The organism is Rhodococcus sp. Q1 (assembly GCF_004153645.1).
Taxonomy (GTDB): domain Bacteria; phylum Actinomycetota; class Actinomycetes; order Mycobacteriales; family Mycobacteriaceae; genus Rhodococcus; species Rhodococcus gordoniae.
Map to the genome: position 1 here is coordinate 712,807 of NZ_SDMJ01000002.1, position 15,797 is coordinate 728,603.

Annotated in this window: 16 protein-coding genes; 2 read left to right on the plus strand and 14 right to left on the minus strand. The window is 70.9% G+C overall.

The window, feature by feature from the left end:
- Positions 1–214: 214 nt before the first annotated feature.
- Positions 215–1,867, plus strand: a complete 1,653-nt coding sequence (locus EQ874_RS08180) for an Hsp70 family protein (protein WP_129976471.1) — start codon at positions 215–217, stop codon at positions 1,865–1,867.
- 24 nt (positions 1,868–1,891) lie between these two features.
- Here the strand turns inward: EQ874_RS08180 and tsaD are convergent, their stop codons facing one another.
- From tsaD to glmS, 8 genes are all read right to left on the minus strand, one after another.
- Entirely contained in the window at positions 1,892–2,920 is a 1,029-nt protein-coding gene (gene tsaD, locus EQ874_RS08185; protein WP_064063883.1) for a tRNA (adenosine(37)-N6)-threonylcarbamoyltransferase complex transferase subunit TsaD, read from the minus strand.
- 44 nt (positions 2,921–2,964) lie between these two features.
- Positions 2,965–3,480, minus strand: a complete 516-nt coding sequence (rimI, locus tag EQ874_RS08190) for a ribosomal protein S18-alanine N-acetyltransferase (RefSeq protein ID WP_064063828.1) — start codon at positions 3,478–3,480, stop codon at positions 2,965–2,967.
- Positions 3,477–4,145 (minus strand): tRNA (adenosine(37)-N6)-threonylcarbamoyltransferase complex dimerization subunit type 1 TsaB, encoded by a 669-nt coding sequence (gene tsaB / locus EQ874_RS08195; RefSeq protein WP_064063827.1) that lies wholly within the window; start codon positions 4,143–4,145, stop codon positions 3,477–3,479. Before tsaB ends, rimI begins: the two co-directional genes overlap by 4 nt.
- A 91-nt stretch (positions 4,146–4,236) precedes the next feature.
- Positions 4,237–4,695 carry a tRNA (adenosine(37)-N6)-threonylcarbamoyltransferase complex ATPase subunit type 1 TsaE gene (gene tsaE / locus EQ874_RS08200; protein WP_084421696.1) on the minus strand — a complete coding sequence of 153 codons (459 nt, stop codon included), beginning with the start codon at positions 4,693–4,695 and terminating at the stop codon, positions 4,237–4,239.
- A gap of 22 nt (positions 4,696–4,717) precedes the next feature.
- Positions 4,718–5,776: an alpha/beta hydrolase gene (locus EQ874_RS08205; RefSeq protein ID WP_129976472.1), complete on the minus strand. Its 1,059-nt coding sequence runs from the start codon at positions 5,774–5,776 to the stop codon at positions 4,718–4,720.
- Positions 5,764–6,954 carry an alanine racemase gene (alr, locus tag EQ874_RS08210; protein WP_129976473.1) on the minus strand — a complete coding sequence of 397 codons (1,191 nt, stop codon included), beginning with the start codon at positions 6,952–6,954 and terminating at the stop codon, positions 5,764–5,766. The genes EQ874_RS08205 and alr overlap by 13 nt, the downstream gene beginning before the upstream one ends.
- A 58-nt stretch (positions 6,955–7,012) precedes the next feature.
- A complete protein-coding gene (locus EQ874_RS08215; RefSeq protein WP_129976474.1) occupies positions 7,013–8,464 on the minus strand; it encodes an NAD(P)H-hydrate dehydratase in 1,452 nt (483 codons plus the stop codon).
- A gap of 44 nt (positions 8,465–8,508) precedes the next feature.
- On the minus strand, positions 8,509–10,374 hold the full coding sequence (glmS, locus tag EQ874_RS08220; RefSeq protein ID WP_129976475.1) for a glutamine--fructose-6-phosphate transaminase (isomerizing): 1,866 nt from the start codon (positions 10,372–10,374) through the stop codon (positions 8,509–8,511).
- Between the two features lie 128 nt (positions 10,375–10,502).
- Here glmS and EQ874_RS08225 point away from each other — a divergent pair, with 128 nt between their 5' ends.
- Complete coding sequence (locus EQ874_RS08225; protein WP_064063822.1) at positions 10,503–11,351, plus strand: hypothetical protein; 849 nt, start codon at positions 10,503–10,505, stop codon at positions 11,349–11,351.
- Between the two features lie 24 nt (positions 11,352–11,375).
- Here the strand turns inward: EQ874_RS08225 and EQ874_RS08230 are convergent, their stop codons facing one another.
- The 6 genes from EQ874_RS08230 to EQ874_RS08255 all read right to left on the minus strand — a co-directional run bounded on the left by EQ874_RS08230 (position 11,376) and on the right by EQ874_RS08255 (position 15,793).
- Positions 11,376–12,332, minus strand: coding sequence for a hypothetical protein (locus EQ874_RS08230; protein WP_129976476.1), 957 nt, complete (start codon positions 12,330–12,332; stop codon positions 11,376–11,378).
- A gap of 11 nt (positions 12,333–12,343) precedes the next feature.
- Positions 12,344–12,700, minus strand: a complete 357-nt coding sequence (locus EQ874_RS08235; RefSeq protein WP_129976477.1) for a hypothetical protein — start codon at positions 12,698–12,700, stop codon at positions 12,344–12,346.
- A 73-nt stretch (positions 12,701–12,773) separates the two neighbouring features.
- The gene (gene glmM, locus EQ874_RS08240; RefSeq protein ID WP_129976478.1) at positions 12,774–14,114 is read right to left on the minus strand and encodes a phosphoglucosamine mutase; all 1,341 of its coding nucleotides are present in this window, start codon (positions 14,112–14,114) and stop codon (positions 12,774–12,776) included.
- A 152-nt stretch (positions 14,115–14,266) separates the two neighbouring features.
- Entirely contained in the window at positions 14,267–14,770 is a 504-nt protein-coding gene (rpsI, locus tag EQ874_RS08245) for a 30S ribosomal protein S9 (protein ID WP_085470052.1), read from the minus strand.
- Positions 14,767–15,210: a 50S ribosomal protein L13 gene (rplM, locus tag EQ874_RS08250; protein ID WP_006550055.1), complete on the minus strand. Its 444-nt coding sequence runs from the start codon at positions 15,208–15,210 to the stop codon at positions 14,767–14,769. Before rplM ends, rpsI begins: the two co-directional genes overlap by 4 nt.
- 292 nt (positions 15,211–15,502) lie before the next feature.
- Positions 15,503–15,793 carry a WXG100 family type VII secretion target gene (locus EQ874_RS08255; RefSeq protein WP_016932690.1) on the minus strand — a complete coding sequence of 97 codons (291 nt, stop codon included), beginning with the start codon at positions 15,791–15,793 and terminating at the stop codon, positions 15,503–15,505.
- Positions 15,794–15,797 lie beyond the last annotated feature (4 nt).

Sequence of the window (15,797 nt, forward strand, 5' to 3'; positions counted from 1 at the left end):
GTCGCGGGTGCCGGGCCGGCGCTCGGTGTCACTAGCACTCTATACACGCGAGTGCCAGCGCTCAAGGGCAACGGGTGCAAACACGCCGACCTGCACAAAACCCGACGCTATGTTACGGTTGAATAACGGAAACCGATGAGCGTGATCGTTCGGTGACCTCAGCTGAGGTAGGGCGCCGACCGCCTGGTCGTCGATCACGCACGGAAGGTGAACAATGCCCACGTCGCTCGGCATCTCTGTCGGCGCCTCCGGCGTCGGCTCGGCCCTGCGCGTCGACGCTGCAACCGCGCCCACAACGGAATTCCGCAGACTCGCCGCCGAAGCCCAGCCCGGCCGCGATCTCGGCGATCTCGTCTTCGACGCCGTCTCGCTCACGTCCTCCCGGGGGTCGGGTACCCCCGACACCGTCACCGTCGCATACCGCACCGAGGAACAGGCGACCGAGATCCGCATGGCTGCGGAGCGGACGGGCCACATGGTCCGCCTCGTTCCGGAGACCACCGCCGCACTCGAATACCTCTACACCGTGGGGGTCCGTCGCGAACCCGGCGCGATCGCGCTCGTCGACATGGGAGCCACCGGCACGACCGTCTCCGTTCTCGATCGGGAGACCGGCACCCTGCTGCGGTCCGCACGCACCGAGACCGTCGGCGGCAACGCCCTGGCCGCCCGTGTTCTCGATCACGTCCGCACCGCCACCGAACGGATGCGCACCCGTCGGCAGATCGACCCCGAACTGCTCGCCGCCCGGTGCCAGGGCGCCCAGGAGGCTCTCGCCACCGCGTCGTCGACCCGCATCGACATCGCCGAGGCCGGCCCCGACGCGTCCGTCACCCTCACCCGCGCGGAACTGGACGAACTGACCGCCGAACTCGCGGCCGAGGCCGCAGTCTTCACTCGGCGCATCTGCTCGAGCACCGATCCGGTGCCCGACACGATGGCACTCGTCGGCGGCGCAGCCGCCTCCCCCGCGCTCGCCACAGCCGTCTCGGCGGATTTCGACGGCGAGATCATCACCGTCCCCGAGCCGGCAGCGGCCGCCGCGATCGGCGCGGCGCTGTCGGGCGACTCCCCCTCCTCCACCGGATACGCCGTGGTCGGCGCACTGCCGAACACCGGGAACAGATCCTCGGGCCGCGTCTCCGGCGCGGTCGCCGGGCTGCTGGTACTCAGCGCGATCATGGCCGGTTTCGCCACCCAGCACTTCACCGGCCGCGAGAGCACCGACGCCCGGGTGTCGCCGCGCTTCACCAGCGGAGCCGTCCCTACACAGGAGGCCGGCCCGAGTGAGACGGGCATCCCGTCCCACGACCCGCCGCCCGAACCCGTGACGTCCCGCGACGCCGAGGACATCCTCGCGCCGACGACGGTCCCGTGGCCGCTGCCGACCGTCGAGCACACCGCTCCGGCCACCCGCGAGACGTGGCCCACCGTGCCCGAGTCGCCGAGCACCACCGTGACGCCCACGCCGATCGATCAGGTGCCGACACCCGGATTGTCCGCGGGGGAGGAATTCGACACCACGCGGCCGTCGACGACGCCGGGTTCCGAGACCACGCCGAGCCCGGACACGACGGCACCCGACACCTCGGCCCCCGACACGACAGCTCCGGTCACCCCGGCCCCGGTCACTACCGAACCGAGCACTCCGCCGGCAACCCCCAGCCCGGCTCCCACCGATCCGGAGACCACCGAACCGGGGACCGGGGTGAGCCCGACGCCACCGTCGAGCACGTCACCGGTCGAGTCGCCGGCCGCGTCCCTCACCGGTGCGTCGCCGTCCTCGACGATCGCGCCGGTCACGGAGGAGAGCACGTCAGCGGAGACCACGACAGGAGCAGGCACCTCGGCGATCGCCCCCACCTGAGCCCGGACGACCCGATCGGAAGGCTCAGGCCACCACCTGCGAGACCGACACCGACAGACCCGGATCCGTCGCGGCTCCCAGCGAGGAGGGCTGCGCCCCCGCAGCGATGAGGTGCGCACCCAGCGACGCGATCATGACGCCGTTGTCGGTGCACAGCTTCGGTCGGGGCACCCTCAGGGTGATCCCGGCGGCGGCACAACGCTCCTCGGCGAGCTCGCGCAGTCGGCTGTTGGCTGTCGCTCCACCACCGAGGACGAGCGTGTCGACACCGAGATCCTGCGCGGCCCGTACCGCCTTCATGGTGAGCACGTCCGCCACCGCCTCCTGGAAACCCGCGGCGACATCGGCGACCGGCACCGGCTCGCCCGCGCGTTCCCTGGCTTCGACGAACCGGGCGACCGCGGTCTTGAGACCGGAGAACGAGAAGTCGTGGCGTGCGTCGCGCGGACCGGTCATACCCCGGGGGAAGACGACCGCGGTGGGATCGCCCTCGCGGGCCAGCCGGTCGACCTCGGGACCCCCCGGGTAGCCGAGCCCCAGCAGACGGGCGACCTTGTCGAAGGCCTCACCGGCGGCGTCGTCGACGGTCGTGCCGAGTTCGACGATGGGCTTGCCGAGATGTTCGACGTGCAGCAGATGGGTGTGGCCACCGGAGACGAGCAGCGCCACGCAGGGCGGCATCGGCCCGTGTTCGAGGGTGTCGACCGCGACATGACCCGCGAGGTGGTTGATCGCGAAGAACGGCACGTTCCATGCCGCCGCGTAGGCCTTGGCCGCCGCGACACCGACGAGCAGTGCCCCGGCGAGACCGGGGCCGATCGTCACGCACACCGCGTCCGGCTTCTCGAGCCCCGCTTCGTCCAGCGCACGCCGCATGGTCGGCACCATCGCCTCGAGGTGGGCGCGCGACGCGATCTCCGGCACCACACCACCGAATCGGGCATGCTCGTCGACACTCGACGCCACCGCGTCGGCCATCAGCTCGAGGGTGCCGTCGCCCACCCAGCGGACGATGCCGACACCGGTCTCGTCGCACGAACTCTCGATGCCCATCACGACGGGACACTCGGGCAGCTCGAATCGGGAACTGGTGGTGCTCACGCCGGTGACTCCTCTCGCGGATCCGGACGACGCATCGTGTACGCGTCCGCGCCGCTCGGCTGGTAGTAACGCTTCCTGGTTCCGACGATCTCGAAGCCCTCGCGCCGGTACAGGGCGATCGCCGGGTCGTTGTCGGTGCGCACCTCGAGGAAGACCGGCCCTCCCCAGCGGTCGGCCACGGCCAGCAACTCGTCCAGCAGGGCCCCGCCGATCCCCCGGCGGCGCGCCGCGGGATCCACGCCGATGGTGTGCACCTCGGACTCGGGTCCGATCGCTGTACCGAGGCGCGCGAGCCCCGCGTAACCGATCAGGCGCCCCTGCGGGTCGCGCGCGGCGAAGTAGCGGTTGTGGGGCGACGCCAGCTCCGAACGGAAGGCATCCGCACTCCACGGGTCGTCGCCGGGGAACAGGATCTGCTCGAGTTCGGCGCAGCGCGGCGCATCCTCCGGACGCAGCGCATCGATGACGACCGCGTCGCCGGCGGCCGTGTTCTCCTCGGGGGTCGCGTTCATGCTCGACGGTTCGCGGTCTCCACCGCGTCGGGCCGGCGCAGGTACAGGGGAACGAGCGGAGCCGGTTCGGTACCCGCGCGCAGGGCGTCGGCGGCGACGGCCACCAGTCCTGCCGGGGACGGGCTCTGCACGTCCACCTCCGGAAGGTCGAACAGCGCGACATGCGACGGCGATCCGGCGACACGCACCGACGGCTCCGCGGGCACGTCGGCGGGCTTGCGCACCTCGGGTCCATCGATCCGGCGACCGCCGGAATAGCGCGACCAGTAGATCTCGCGACGACGGGCATCGGTGACCACGAGCAGATCGTCGTCCGCACCGTGTTCGCGGTGGACGTCGGCGGCGATCGCATCGAGGCTGCACACACCGTGCACGGGGATTCCGAGAGCATCGCCGAAGGCGGCGGCGGTGGCCATGCCGACGCGGAGACCGGTGAACGGGCCGGGACCGATGCCGACGACGATCGCGTCGAGATCCGAGGGTGCGGCACCGGCTTCGGCGAGGCACTCGAGGATCTGCGGCGTGAGGACTTCGGCGTGCGCTCGAGGATTGTCGGTGACCCGTGCGGCGACCACCTCGGGCCGGGCGTCGCTTCGACCGCGGTCGAGACGGACGACTCCCGAGGTCACGGCGGGGGTGGCGGTATCGACGGCGAGCACGAGCACGATGTATCAGCCTACCCCGCGCGAACTGCCCGGTCGGTGCGCAGTGACCGAAGCCACCGACAGGCAGTGCGCTCCGGAGGCTTCCGGAGGGTCAGCCCACCCACTCCCAGGCGGCACGCCGGACGTCGGTGCCCGGATCGCGCCGGAGCCGGACCCGCAGATGCCGTTCGGCGAGCTGTTCGACCAGGCCACCACCCCATTCGACCACCACGACCGTGTCGGTCAGATCGGTGTCGAGGTCGAGCGCGTCGAGTTCGTCGAGGGCGTCCGGCCCGTCGCCGAGACGGTAGGCGTCGACGTGGACGAGCCCCACCGGTTCGCGGCCCTCCGGACTGCCCGGCCGGTGTTCGCGTGCAATGACGAAGGTCGGCGACGTCACGCGTCCCTCGACTCCGAGACCGGCGGCGATTCCCCGGGTCAGTGCCGTCTTGCCCGCGCCGAGAGGGCCGTCGAGCACCACGAGGTCGCCGGCACGCAACTCCGCTGCGAGCCGGCGGCCGAAGGCCTCGGTGTCCTCCACGGTCGGCAGTTCGATGCTCTGCTCACCCACCCACGACCCATTCGATTGCAACTCACCCACTTGCGATCTGCCTTCCGGTCGCTTCCCGCGTGAAACTGCGTTGGATCAGACGGTCGAGCGCACGGTCGACCACCTCGGGGAACTCGAGCTGGACCAGGTGCCCGGCACCGCGCACCCGCTCGAGTTCGACGTCGGGCAGCTCGTCCGCCAGCGCCTCGGAACTCGCGTACGGGATGACCATGTCGGCGTCCCCCGAGAGCACCAGGACGGGAACGGTGCCCAGGACGGGCAGTGCCGCGGACTCGTCGTGAAGTTCGAGGGTGCGGAGGAAGTTGACGATGGTCGGCACCGACGTCTCGTCGAGCATCCGGTCGGACAACTGCGCCAGGCGCGGGCTCACCACCGTGCCGTAGGACGCCGCCCGCAGGATCGGCGTCACGACGGCACGCGCGGCGCCGCGCGCGAACTGCACGAAACCGGGGGCGGTGCGCGCCGCATAACGGAACGCGTCGATCACCGGATTCTCGAGATTGCGTCCGATACCGGTCTTGCTGAGGCCTGCCGCGGTGGTCGCCAGGAGTCCGACCCCCACGATGCGGTCGCCGAACAGTTCGGGTCGCTGGGACGCGAGGGCGATCGCGGTCATGCCCCCCATCGAGTGGCCCACGACGACCACCGGACCGGTAGGCGCGACCTCGTCGATCACCCGGCCCAGGTCGCGGCCCAGCTGCGCGATGGTGCACTTCGACGAACCGGAGAAGCCGGATTCACCGTGGCCACGCTGGTCGTAGAAGACGGCGCGCACGTCGCGTCCCCATTGTTCGCGCATATGCCGGTACTGCAGGTGCCAGGACTGCATCCGCAGGCAGTAGCCGTGGACGAACACGACGGTGAGCGGAGCGAGGGCCGAGCCGCTCTCGCGGACCACGAGCCTGACACCGTCCTCGGTGGTGACGATCCGGCGCGGGAGCCGGAGGATCTCGTCGAAGTCCTCGTTCCGGTAGATCTCGTGGGCAGGCGCTCCCGCAGTCCTGACCGCGTACAGACCCGCCGAGGATGCGAGCGTCACGAGGCTCGCACCGAGGAGTCCCATCCTGCTCACGAGGGACATGCCGTCACGCTCCCTTCGCTCCCGACGTAGGTCCGGACCGTCCGTCCGCCGATCCCGGTCACGATCTCGTAGTTGATCGTGTCCAGTTTGTCGGCCCAGTCCTGGGCGTTCGGCTCTCCGTGACGCCCGTCACCGAAGAACAACGCTTCGTCGCCCTCGCTTACTCCGGCGCCGTCGGGACCGAGGTCGACGACGACCTGGTCCATGCACACGCGCCCGATCTGCGGGCACCGGCGTCCGCCGAGCTGCACCTCGATGCGCCCGCTGAGATTGCGGCGGACGCCGTCCGCGTATCCCAGAGGCAACAGCGCCACCGTCGTATCCGCGGGAGCGGTCCAGGTGTGCCCGTAGGACACGCCGTCCCCCGCCTTCACCTTCTTCACCAGCACCACCCTCGCCCGTACGGTCATCACCGGCCGGAAGCCCATGTCGCCGAGTTCCGGGATCGGTGTCAATCCGTACATCGCAATTCCGGGCCGAACCATGTCGAATCGCAGGTCGGAGCGGGTGACGGTGGCCGCGGAATTCGACAGATGCACCACCTCCGGTGCCAGGGAATGCCGCCGCAGATCCGCGACGGCCTCGCTCAGCCGGTCGCGCTGCTCGGCGTTACCCGGATGCTCGGGCTCGTCGCCGTGAGCGAGGTGGGAGAAGGCACCGCGCAGGCGCACCACACCCTCGGCCTGTGCCCGGCCGAGATCGCGGAGCATGTCGCCCCACTCGTCGACCGCCACACCGTTGCGGTTCAGGCCGGTGTCGACCTTGACGGTGACGGTCGCAGTGATGCCGACCCGCCGGGCCGCCTCGACGACGGCCGCGAGGTGCCGTGGTGAGGACAGACCCAGTTCGATCCCGGCCTCCACCGCGGGAGCGAAGTCGGAGTCCGCGGTGTGCAGCCACGACAGGATCGGTGCCTCGATGCCCGCGGCGCGAAGTTCGAGGGCCTCGCCGAGCGTCGTCACACCCAGCTCGCGGGCGCCCGCGGTGAGCGCGGCCCGCGCCACCGGAACGGCTCCGTGGTTGTAGGCGTCGGCCTTGACCACGGCCATGACCGCGGCCGGACCCGCGTACTCCCGCAGCGCTCGCACATTCTCCGCCACGGCATCGAGATCGATGACCGCTTCCGCTTGGGGAAGGACGGTACGTGCAGGTCGCGGGGTGCGTTGGGTCGTGGTCACGTCTGTCGATCCTGCCACTGCGCCGCCGGACGCCGACGTCGCGTCCCCGTGTGCCACGTCACGATTCGGCAATATGGGTGCGCAGCAGGCGAATCGAGTCGCCGATGCGCGAGAGGATCGCGCTCGCCGAGATCGGTGCCGCTCCGGAGCCGCTCGGGTCCTGCGCGGCGAGGTTCGCGGCGAGTGCGTGGGCCCGTGCACCGGCGGCCGCGGCCAGGTCGACCGGCATGCCCGACGAGAGCAGAGACCCGATGATGCCGGCCAGCACGTCGCCGGCGCCCGCGGTCGACGCCCACGAGCCGCCCGCGTCGTTGACGAAGACATGCCCGTCGGGTCGTGCCACGAGCGTCGCGCGGCCCTTGAACAGCACGTGCACACCCCAGTCGGCGGCGAGGGAACGGACCGCCCCGACTCGGTCCGGTTCGGGACGATTCCCGGTCAGACGTGTGAATTCGCCGGCGTGCGGGGTGAGCAGGGTGGGCGCGGACCGTCCTTGCACCAGATCGGGGACGCGGGCGAGCAGAGTCAGCCCGTCGGCGTCGACGAGCACCGGCAGGTCGGTGGCGAGGATGTCGCGCAGGGTCGCGCAGGCCTCGTCGTCTGTACCGGCACCGGGGCCGACGACCCAGGCCTGCACTCGTCCGGTCTCGGCCACCGAGGGTGACACGACGACTTCGGGGAACCGCGCGAGCACCTCGGAGGCACCCGACCCGGCGTAGCGCACCATGCCGGAGGTCGCGGCGACGGCCGCGCCCGTGCACAGCACGCCGGCGCCCGGATATCTCGCGCTGCCCGCGCGGATACCCACCACGCCCTGGCTGTACTTGTCGTCGTCGGCGCCGGGAACCGGCCAGATCGCGCCGACCTCCGACGGTTCGGCCGCGACCAGCCGCGCTTCGGGAAGGGTGAGTCCGATATCGACGAGCTCGACCCGTCCGCACTGTGTCGGAGCGAGGGCATGCACCGGTTTGCAGGCGCCGAAGGTGACGGTCACCGCGGCCGTCACCGCAGGTCCGTCCGTCGCCCCCGTGTCGGGGTCGACGCCGCTGGGTGTGTCGACCGCGACGATCGGCGCGGAGATCGCGTCGACGAGGGCGGCAGCGACCGGTCGCAGCGACCCGCGGCCCGAGATGCCGACGATCCCGTCGAGCACGATGTCGGGATCGCCGAGGTGGTCGCTCGTCGCCGGCACGACCCGGCCGCCGGCCCGCCGCAGCGCCCGCAGGCCTGCGGGATGGGCGCGGTCGGGGTCGAGCAGCAGCGCCGTGACGGACACGCCGCGGCGGCGCAGGAAGGCGCCCGCCCACAGCGCGTCGCCGCCGTTGTCGCCCGATCCGACGAGCAGGCTCACCCGCCGACCGGCGATCCCACCGGTACGTTCGCGCAACTCGGAGGCCACGACCCGTGCGAGCCCGTAGGCCGCCCGCCGCATGAGCGTCCCTTCCGGAAGGGCCGCCAGCAGCGGGGCCTCCGCCCCACGGACCACCTCGGACGGGTGATAACTGCGCATCGTTCCTCCTGCACCGCCCTCCTGCACCGGCGGCAGGTGGGCCGCTATTCGACGGTGACCGATTTGGCGAGGTTGCGGGGCTTGTCGACGTCGTATCCGCGGGCCTGTGCGACTTCCGCGGCGAAGACCTGCAGCGGCACCGTCGACAGCAGCGGCTGCATCAGCGACGGCGCCGACGGGATCTCGACGAGGTGGTCGGCGAACGGCCGGACCGTCTCGTCGCCCTCCTCGGCGATGACGACGGTGACCGCCCCGCGGGCCTGGATCTCCCGGATGTTGCTGAGCAACTTGCTGTGCAGTACGGCGCGGCCCTTCGGCGACGGCATCACCACGATGACCGGCAGGCCGTCCTCGATCAGCGCGATCGGGCCGTGCTTGAGCTCACCGGCGGCGAAGCCCTCGGCATGCATGTACGCCAGTTCCTTGAGCTTGAGGGCGCCCTCGAGCGCCACCGGATAACCCACGTGCCGGCCGAGGAACAGCACGGCCGGCGAGGCCGACAGCTCCCGCGCCAGCGCCCGCACGGGCTCCATCCCGGTCAGCAGCTCGGCGATCTTCTCCGGCATCGCCGCCAGGTCCTGGTACTCGCGAGCCACCTCGTCGGGATACTTCGTACCGCGCGCCTGCGCCAGTGCCAGACCCACCAGGTAGTTCGCGGCCATCTGCGCCAGGAACGCCTTCGTCGACGCCACCCCGATCTCCGGGCCGGTGCGGGTGTAGAGCACCGCGTCGGCCTCGCGGGGGATCTGCGCGCCGTTGGTGTTGCACACCGCCAGCACGCGCGCCTTCTGGTCCTTGGCGTGGCGGACCGCCTCGAGCGTGTCGGCGGTCTCCCCGGACTGCGAGATCGCCACGACCAGCGTGGACCGGTCGAGCACCGGGTCGCGGTAACGGAACTCCGAGGCCAGCTCGACCTCGACGGGCAGCCGGGTCCAGTGCTCGATCGCGTACTTGGCGACCAGGCCCGAGTGGTACGAGCTGCCGCACGCGACGACGAACACCTTGTCGATGTCGCGCAGTTCCTGATCGGACAGGCGCTGCTCGTCGAGCACGATGCAGCCGTCGACGAAGTGACCGCGCAGGGTGTCGGCGACCGCCGCCGGCTGCTCCTCGATCTCCTTGAGCATGAAGTAGTCGTGGCCGCCCTTCTCGGCGGCGGCGAGATCCCAGTCGATGGTGAACGGACGTGTCGCCACGTCGGTGTCGCCCTCGAAGTCGGTGACCTCGTAGGAGTCGTTGGTGATCACCACCACCTGGTCCTGACCGAGCTCGACGGCGTCACGGGTGAACTCGATGAACGCCGCGACGTCCGAGGCGATGAACATCTCGCCGTCGCCGACCCCGACGACCAGCGGCGTCGACCGGCGGGCCGCCACGATCGTGCCCGGATGATCGGAGTGGGCGAAGACCAGCGTGAACGCACCCTGCAGACGGCGCAGCACACTGCGGGCGCTGTCGACGAAGTTGCCCGCCGTCGGGCCCTCCGCGTAGGCGCGGGCCACCAGGTGCACCGCGACCTCGGTGTCGGTGTCGCTGGCCAGTTCCACACCCGACTTCTCGAGCTCCTCGCGCAGCGGCGCGAAGTTCTCGATGATGCCGTTGTGCACCACCGCGACCTTGCCGGTCGCGTCGCGATGCGGGTGCGCGTTGCGGTCGGTGGGACGCCCGTGGGTGGCCCACCGGGTGTGCCCCATCCCCGCGGTCCCGGCGAAATGCTCTTCGCCGATCTCGGCGAGCTCGGCCTCCAGGTTGACCAGCCGCCCCGCCTTCCGCTCGACGGCCAGACCACCCTTGCCGTCCAGGATGGCGACGCCCGCCGAGTCGTAACCCCGGTACTCCATCCGCCGCAGCGCCTCCACCACGACGTCGAGAGCACGACGGTGCCCGACATAGCCCACGATTCCGCACATGCCTAGCAGGGTACTGGTCGACCCCCGCCCGGGAACAACACACCGGTGGGGCCGCGCACCTGCATCGAGGCACGCCGTCCGGTACGCACCGACCCCGGCGGGCGGCGCCATCCGCTAACGTTCAGGCCGTGGCGGCGAACCCCAAGAAACTGGCTCAGGAACTCTCCCGGCGCGGCCCGCACACGGTGCTGCGCGGCGACCTGGCGCTCGCCGGTCAGCCGGGTGTGGTGTACACCCCCGCGGAAGGTTTCGACCTGCCCGCGATCGCGTTCGGGCACGGCTGGCTCACCGGGGTGACCAAGTACACGAAACTCTTCGAGCACCTCGCGTCCTGGGGAATCGTGGTGGGGGCTCCCAACACCGAGCGCGGACCGGTGCCATCGGCGATCGGGTTGTCGACCGACCTGCTCACCACCCTCGACATCTGCGCCGGCGTGCGTCTCGGCACCGGGCGGATCAGTGTCCACCCGTCGAAGCTCGCGCTGGTGGGCCACGGCTCCGGTGCGGGTGCGGCGGTGCTCGCCGCCGCGAGACGCGAGGTCGCGACCGTCGCTGCGCTCTACCCCTCGCCCGTCTCCCCCGCCGCGTCCGAGGCGGCCGCCCGAGTCCGGGCACCGGGCCTCGTCCTCGTCGGAGAGAAGAGCATCGGGTCGATGACCAGCGACGCCGTCGCGGTCGCCCGGGGCTGGGGCAGCGACGACGTGCAGCTGCGCGTGGTCGACAAGGCCGACGACGAAGGGCTCGTCGAGGGTCGCCGCCTGCTCGGCGCCCTCGGTGTGGGCGGTGCGGAGCGGCGCACGCAGGAACGCACCCGTGCCGTGCTCACCGGCTTCCTGCTCCATCGCTTGACCGGCGACAAGACGTACGCGATCTTCTCCGATCCCACCACCGAACTGCCCGGGTCCACGGTGATCGCCGATCCCGACGCCGTCGACCGCGATCTCGGCACGCAGGTCAATCTGCTCCTCGGACGCTGACAGCGCGGCGCCTCGTCGTTCGCGTCACAGCGGTCCGGCTTCGGCGAGTACGACGTCGTCGTCGCTCTCGTCGCTCTCGTCCTGCGGGCGGACCTCCTGGACGGATCCGGGTGGGTGCTCGCGTTTGCGTTCGCCCGGCCGGACACCCGGAACGGACACGGCCGCACCGTGATCGGCGCGGTCCTGCGTCATCGGTACGTCCTGCACGGACCCGCCCTCGGCGCCTGTGGCCGTCTCGGCACCGGACGCATCTGCGGCCGCCTCGGCACCGTCCGCGGCGCGTTCCGTGGCGGTCGACAGCTCGGTGAGACTGTCCGCGATCCGGCGACCGGCGTCGTCGCACGCCTGCACCAGTGCGTCGACGGCGTCGCGGACGGCCGGCACCAGTCGTTCCTCGACCCATCTCCGGCACTCGACGGCAGGGTCTGCCGCTGCTCCCCCACCGGGCGGATCGCCGAACCAGCGTGATCGCTCCTCCGGGGTCGGTCCGTGCGGGCCGCCGCTCGCCCCGGCGACGATCGTGTCGATCTCGTCCCTCGTCCGGCCGTCCACGGGCCGCTCCGCGAGACCCCCGACGACGCGGGCCTTCTCACGCAGCGCGTCGGCGATCGCGGAAGCAGCCGTCTCGAGCGCTCCCGCGAGATCGGTCAGCGACGCACACAATCCGACTCCCCCGGCGATGGTGGACGTCAGGGCCGTGCGGGCGTGCTCCGCGGTGGAGCCGTCCCATGCCTCGTCGAGCCGCAGCAGGAGGCGACGCTGTTCGTCGGTCCGACGGCCGAGGGATGCCGCGAGCGAGCGCGCTCCGGCCGCGTCGTCGGTGAGTGACGGCAGGGAGAGGGCACGGTGCTCGTCGTAGCGGGCGCGGACATCCGCGACGGTACTTCCGGTCGTGCAGCCGAGAGCGTGCAGGCATCGCAGGTCGTCGGTCAGACGGGCCAGGCCGGGCGCTCCGGCGTCCAGGATGTCGCCTACGTCCACAGGAGGATTCCTCACGACCGGCGGTCTCCCGAATGGTCGAGTGCGGCACGGGCCGCCACATCGGCGAGTGCGACCTCGATGGTGAGGTCCTGGTCCAGGTAGCCGTCCGCCACGGCGCGCAGCGCATCGGCATGCGCCTGTACGGTGGCCACCCAGGTCTCGCACGCGGCGCGCACCCTGCGATATCCGGTCTCGGCGCAGACGCCGGCCGAGCGGTGCGCCGCTCCGGTGCCGGACCCGTCGAATCGGAGACCGCCGAATCCGCGACGGATCTCGCGGTCGGCGTCCTCGGCCACCTCCGCCAGCCGTGCCGCGACCGCGTGCACCGCGTCGCCGTCGAACCGGATCGTGCCCTGCCGTATGTCCATGTCCGCTCTCCGTCCCGACGAACCCTCTCGAAGGGGTTGGACGCAGCGCGCGGCGATCCGGTTCCGCTCGCGATCAGACGGCGGCGACGACTTCCGCGAGACGGTCGGCGACGGCGCGAGCGTGATCGTCGTCGGCGGCTTCGACCATGACCCTCACGAGCTGTTCGGTGCCCGAGGGACGCAACAGCACCCGGCCGGTCTCACCGAGTTCGCTCTCGGCGGCCGCGACCGCAGCCGCCACCGCAGGATCGTTCGCCACCGCGACCTTGTCGTGGACCCGCACGTTCACGAGAACCTGCGGGAGCGAAGTCATCACCGAGGCGAGCTTCGCGAGGGGCAGACCCGTCGTCGCGACCCGTTCCATCAGGCGGAGACCGGTGAGCACGCCGTCGCCGGTCGTGCCGTGCGCGGGAAGGACGATGTGACCCGACTGTTCACCACCGAGGCCGTAGCCACCGCGCCGGAGCTCCTCGAGCACGTAGCGGTCGCCCACACCGACCGTGCGCACCTCGATCCCCGCCGCGCGCATCGCGAGGTGCAGACCGAGATTGCTCATCACTGTGGCGACGAGGGTGTCGTCGGGAAGTTCGCCGGCTTCGTGCATGCCGAGGGCGAGGATCGCCATGATGGCGTCGCCGTCGATCACCGTGCCGGTCGCGTCGACCGCGAGGCAGCGATCGGCGTCGCCGTCGTGCGCGAGGCCCAGGTCGGCGCCGTGCTCGAGCACAGCTTGCTGCAGCACGGACAGGTGCGTGGAGCCGCACCCGTCGTTGATGTTCAGTCCGTCGGGTTCGGCATTGATCGCGATCACCGTCGCGCCTGCGGCAGCGTAGGCGGCCGGGCCGGCCGTCGAGGCGGCACCGTGCGCACAGTCGACCACGACGGTCGTACCCGTGAGGGGCCGGTGCACGGCAGCCGCGAGATGCGCGAGGTAACGGTCGAGTGCGTCGGACACGGCGCGTACGCGGCCTATGCCGGCGCCGGTCGGGCGTGCGGCCGTCGCGGCGTCGCCGTGCAGCACCGCTTCGATCCGGTCCTCGACCTCGTCGTCGAGCTTGCGCCCGCCGGCCGCGAAGATTTTGATGCCGTTGTCGGGCATGGGATTGTGCGACGCGGAGATCATCACACCGAGGTCGGCTTCGTAGTCACCGGTGAGGAATGCGACGGCCGGGGTGGGCAGCACGCCCACCGACAGCACGTCGACTCCGGCGGCGGTGAGTCCGGCCGTGACGGCCGCCTCGAGCATCTCGCCGCTCGCGCGGGGATCGCGACCCACGACCGCAACCGGCCGCCGGTCGGCACCCTGCGGGGCCAGCACCGCTGCGGCAGCGCCTGCGAGGCGCACTGCCAGCTCCACTGTGAGCTCGGCATTGGCCAAGCCCCGGACTCCGTCGGTGCCGAACAACCGACCCATGTACACAGCCTCCCAGTCGTGTGCGGCCCCCGCCGCGGGTGCCGATAGAGGACAGAATGCACGAAAGCAGGCGCCGGTAGGAAATGTCTACCGACGCCTGCTCTCGTGGTGGAACAGGTGCCGACTCTGACGAAATCAGCGTCGGCGGCACATCAGCGCTTGGAGTACTGCGATGCCTTGCGGGCCTTCTTCAGGCCGTACTTCTTGCGCTCGACGGCACGCGGGTCACGCGTGAGGAAGCCGGCACGCTTGAGCGCGGGGCGATCCTCGGGGGTGACCTCGGTGAGTGCACGCGCGATGGCGAGACGCAGCGCGCCGGCCTGGCCGGACGGGCCGCCGCCGTGCAGGCGTGCGTGGATGTCGAACGACTCGGTGCGCTCGACCGTCACCAGGGGCGACTTCACGAGCTGCTGGTGCACCTTGTTCGGGAAGTAGTCCTCGATGGTGCGGCCGTTGAGGGTGAAGTTGCCGGTGCCGGGCACGAGGCGGACGCGGACGACGGCCTCCTTACGGCGACCGACGGTCTGGACCGGACGGTCGAAGACGATCGGGGCAGCAGGTGCCTCGACGACGTCCTCGACGTACTCCTCGGCAGCGACCTCGACGTTCTCGACGTACTCTTCGGGGTTCACGTTCTGTTCCTCGGGCGTCGTCACTGTGCCACCTGCTTGATCTCGAACGGCACCGGCTGCTGCGCGGCGTGGGGGTGGTTCGGGCCCGCGTAGACCTTCAGCTTCTTCGCGATGGCGCGACCGAGCTTGTTCTTCGGGAGCATGCCGGTGACGGCCTTCTCCACGAGGCGGTCGGGGTTCTTCTCGAGAACCTCGCCGACCGAACGAGCCCGCAGACCGCCCGGGTGACCGGAGTGGCTGTAGAGGAACTTGTCGGTCCGCTTGTTGCCGGAGACGGCAACCTTGTCGGCGTTGATGATGACGACGAAGTCACCACCGTCGACGTGCGGCGCGAATGTGGGCTTGTGCTTGCCGCGGAGCAGGTTTGCCGCCTGCACCGCGAGGCGGCCGAGCACCACGTCGGTGGCGTCGATGACGTGCCACTGATGGGTCACGTCGCCGGCCTTCGGTGTGTACGTAGACACAGATCTTCCTCGTCTATCGTTTCGCTGCTGGCCTGCATGTCGACGATGGTCACGCCCGGCGGCCAGTTGAGACCCGGGAGAGATGTTCCTCGCGCCACAGGGCACGACGACGTGCGACACGCCGAGGGGACACTCTACCGGGCCGAGACCGGACGGGTCAAAGCGCCTCGGCAGGCTCCTGTGCTCGGCCTCCGTGCAGGGAGCACGCGCCGCCGAGACATGTCACGTCCCGGTGGCCTCTCCACCACCGGGACGTGACAGCGCCGGACCGGTCGGATCCGACGAACCCGGATCAGCCCGGGAAGCGCTGCTGGTTCAGTCGCTCGACCTCCTGCATGTTGTCGTTACCGGTCGAGACCACCCGGCCGATGTCGTGCAGCACCTGGATGAGACCGGCCTCGGCCTCGTTCCAGCGGGCCTGCGTGGCGGCGTAACGCTCCTTCGCGTCGCTGTCCCAGCTGGCCACGAGAGGCGCGACCTGCCCCTCGATGCGGTCGAGCGTCGCCTCGATCGCCTTCTGACCGGACACGAGCTGGGCGTGCAGGTCGGCGACGCCGGCGAAGTTCTGATAGATCTCGGACACGGAT

What these genes read in the sequence shown, in the direction of transcription:
- EQ874_RS08205 (WP_129976472.1), bottom strand. Translation starts at nt 5,776, where the DNA reads ATGTCCCTCGTGAGCAGGATGGGACTCCTCGGTGCGAGCCTCGTGACG.
- rimI (WP_064063828.1), bottom strand. Translation starts at nt 3,480, where the DNA reads ATGAACGCGACCCCCGAGGAGAACACGGCCGCCGGCGACGCGGTCGTC.
- glmS (WP_129976475.1), bottom strand. Translation starts at nt 10,374, where the DNA reads ATGTGCGGAATCGTGGGCTATGTCGGGCACCGTCGTGCTCTCGACGTC.
- glmM (WP_129976478.1), bottom strand. Translation starts at nt 14,114, where the DNA reads ATGGGTCGGTTGTTCGGCACCGACGGAGTCCGGGGCTTGGCCAATGCC.
- EQ874_RS08215 (WP_129976474.1), bottom strand. Translation starts at nt 8,464, where the DNA reads ATGCGCAGTTATCACCCGTCCGAGGTGGTCCGTGGGGCGGAGGCCCCG.
- tsaD (WP_064063883.1), bottom strand. Translation starts at nt 2,920, where the DNA reads ATGGGCATCGAGAGTTCGTGCGACGAGACCGGTGTCGGCATCGTCCGC.
- EQ874_RS08235 (WP_129976477.1), bottom strand. Translation starts at nt 12,700, where the DNA reads ATGGACATACGGCAGGGCACGATCCGGTTCGACGGCGACGCGGTGCAC.
- EQ874_RS08180 (WP_129976471.1), top strand. Translation starts at nt 215, where the DNA reads ATGCCCACGTCGCTCGGCATCTCTGTCGGCGCCTCCGGCGTCGGCTCG.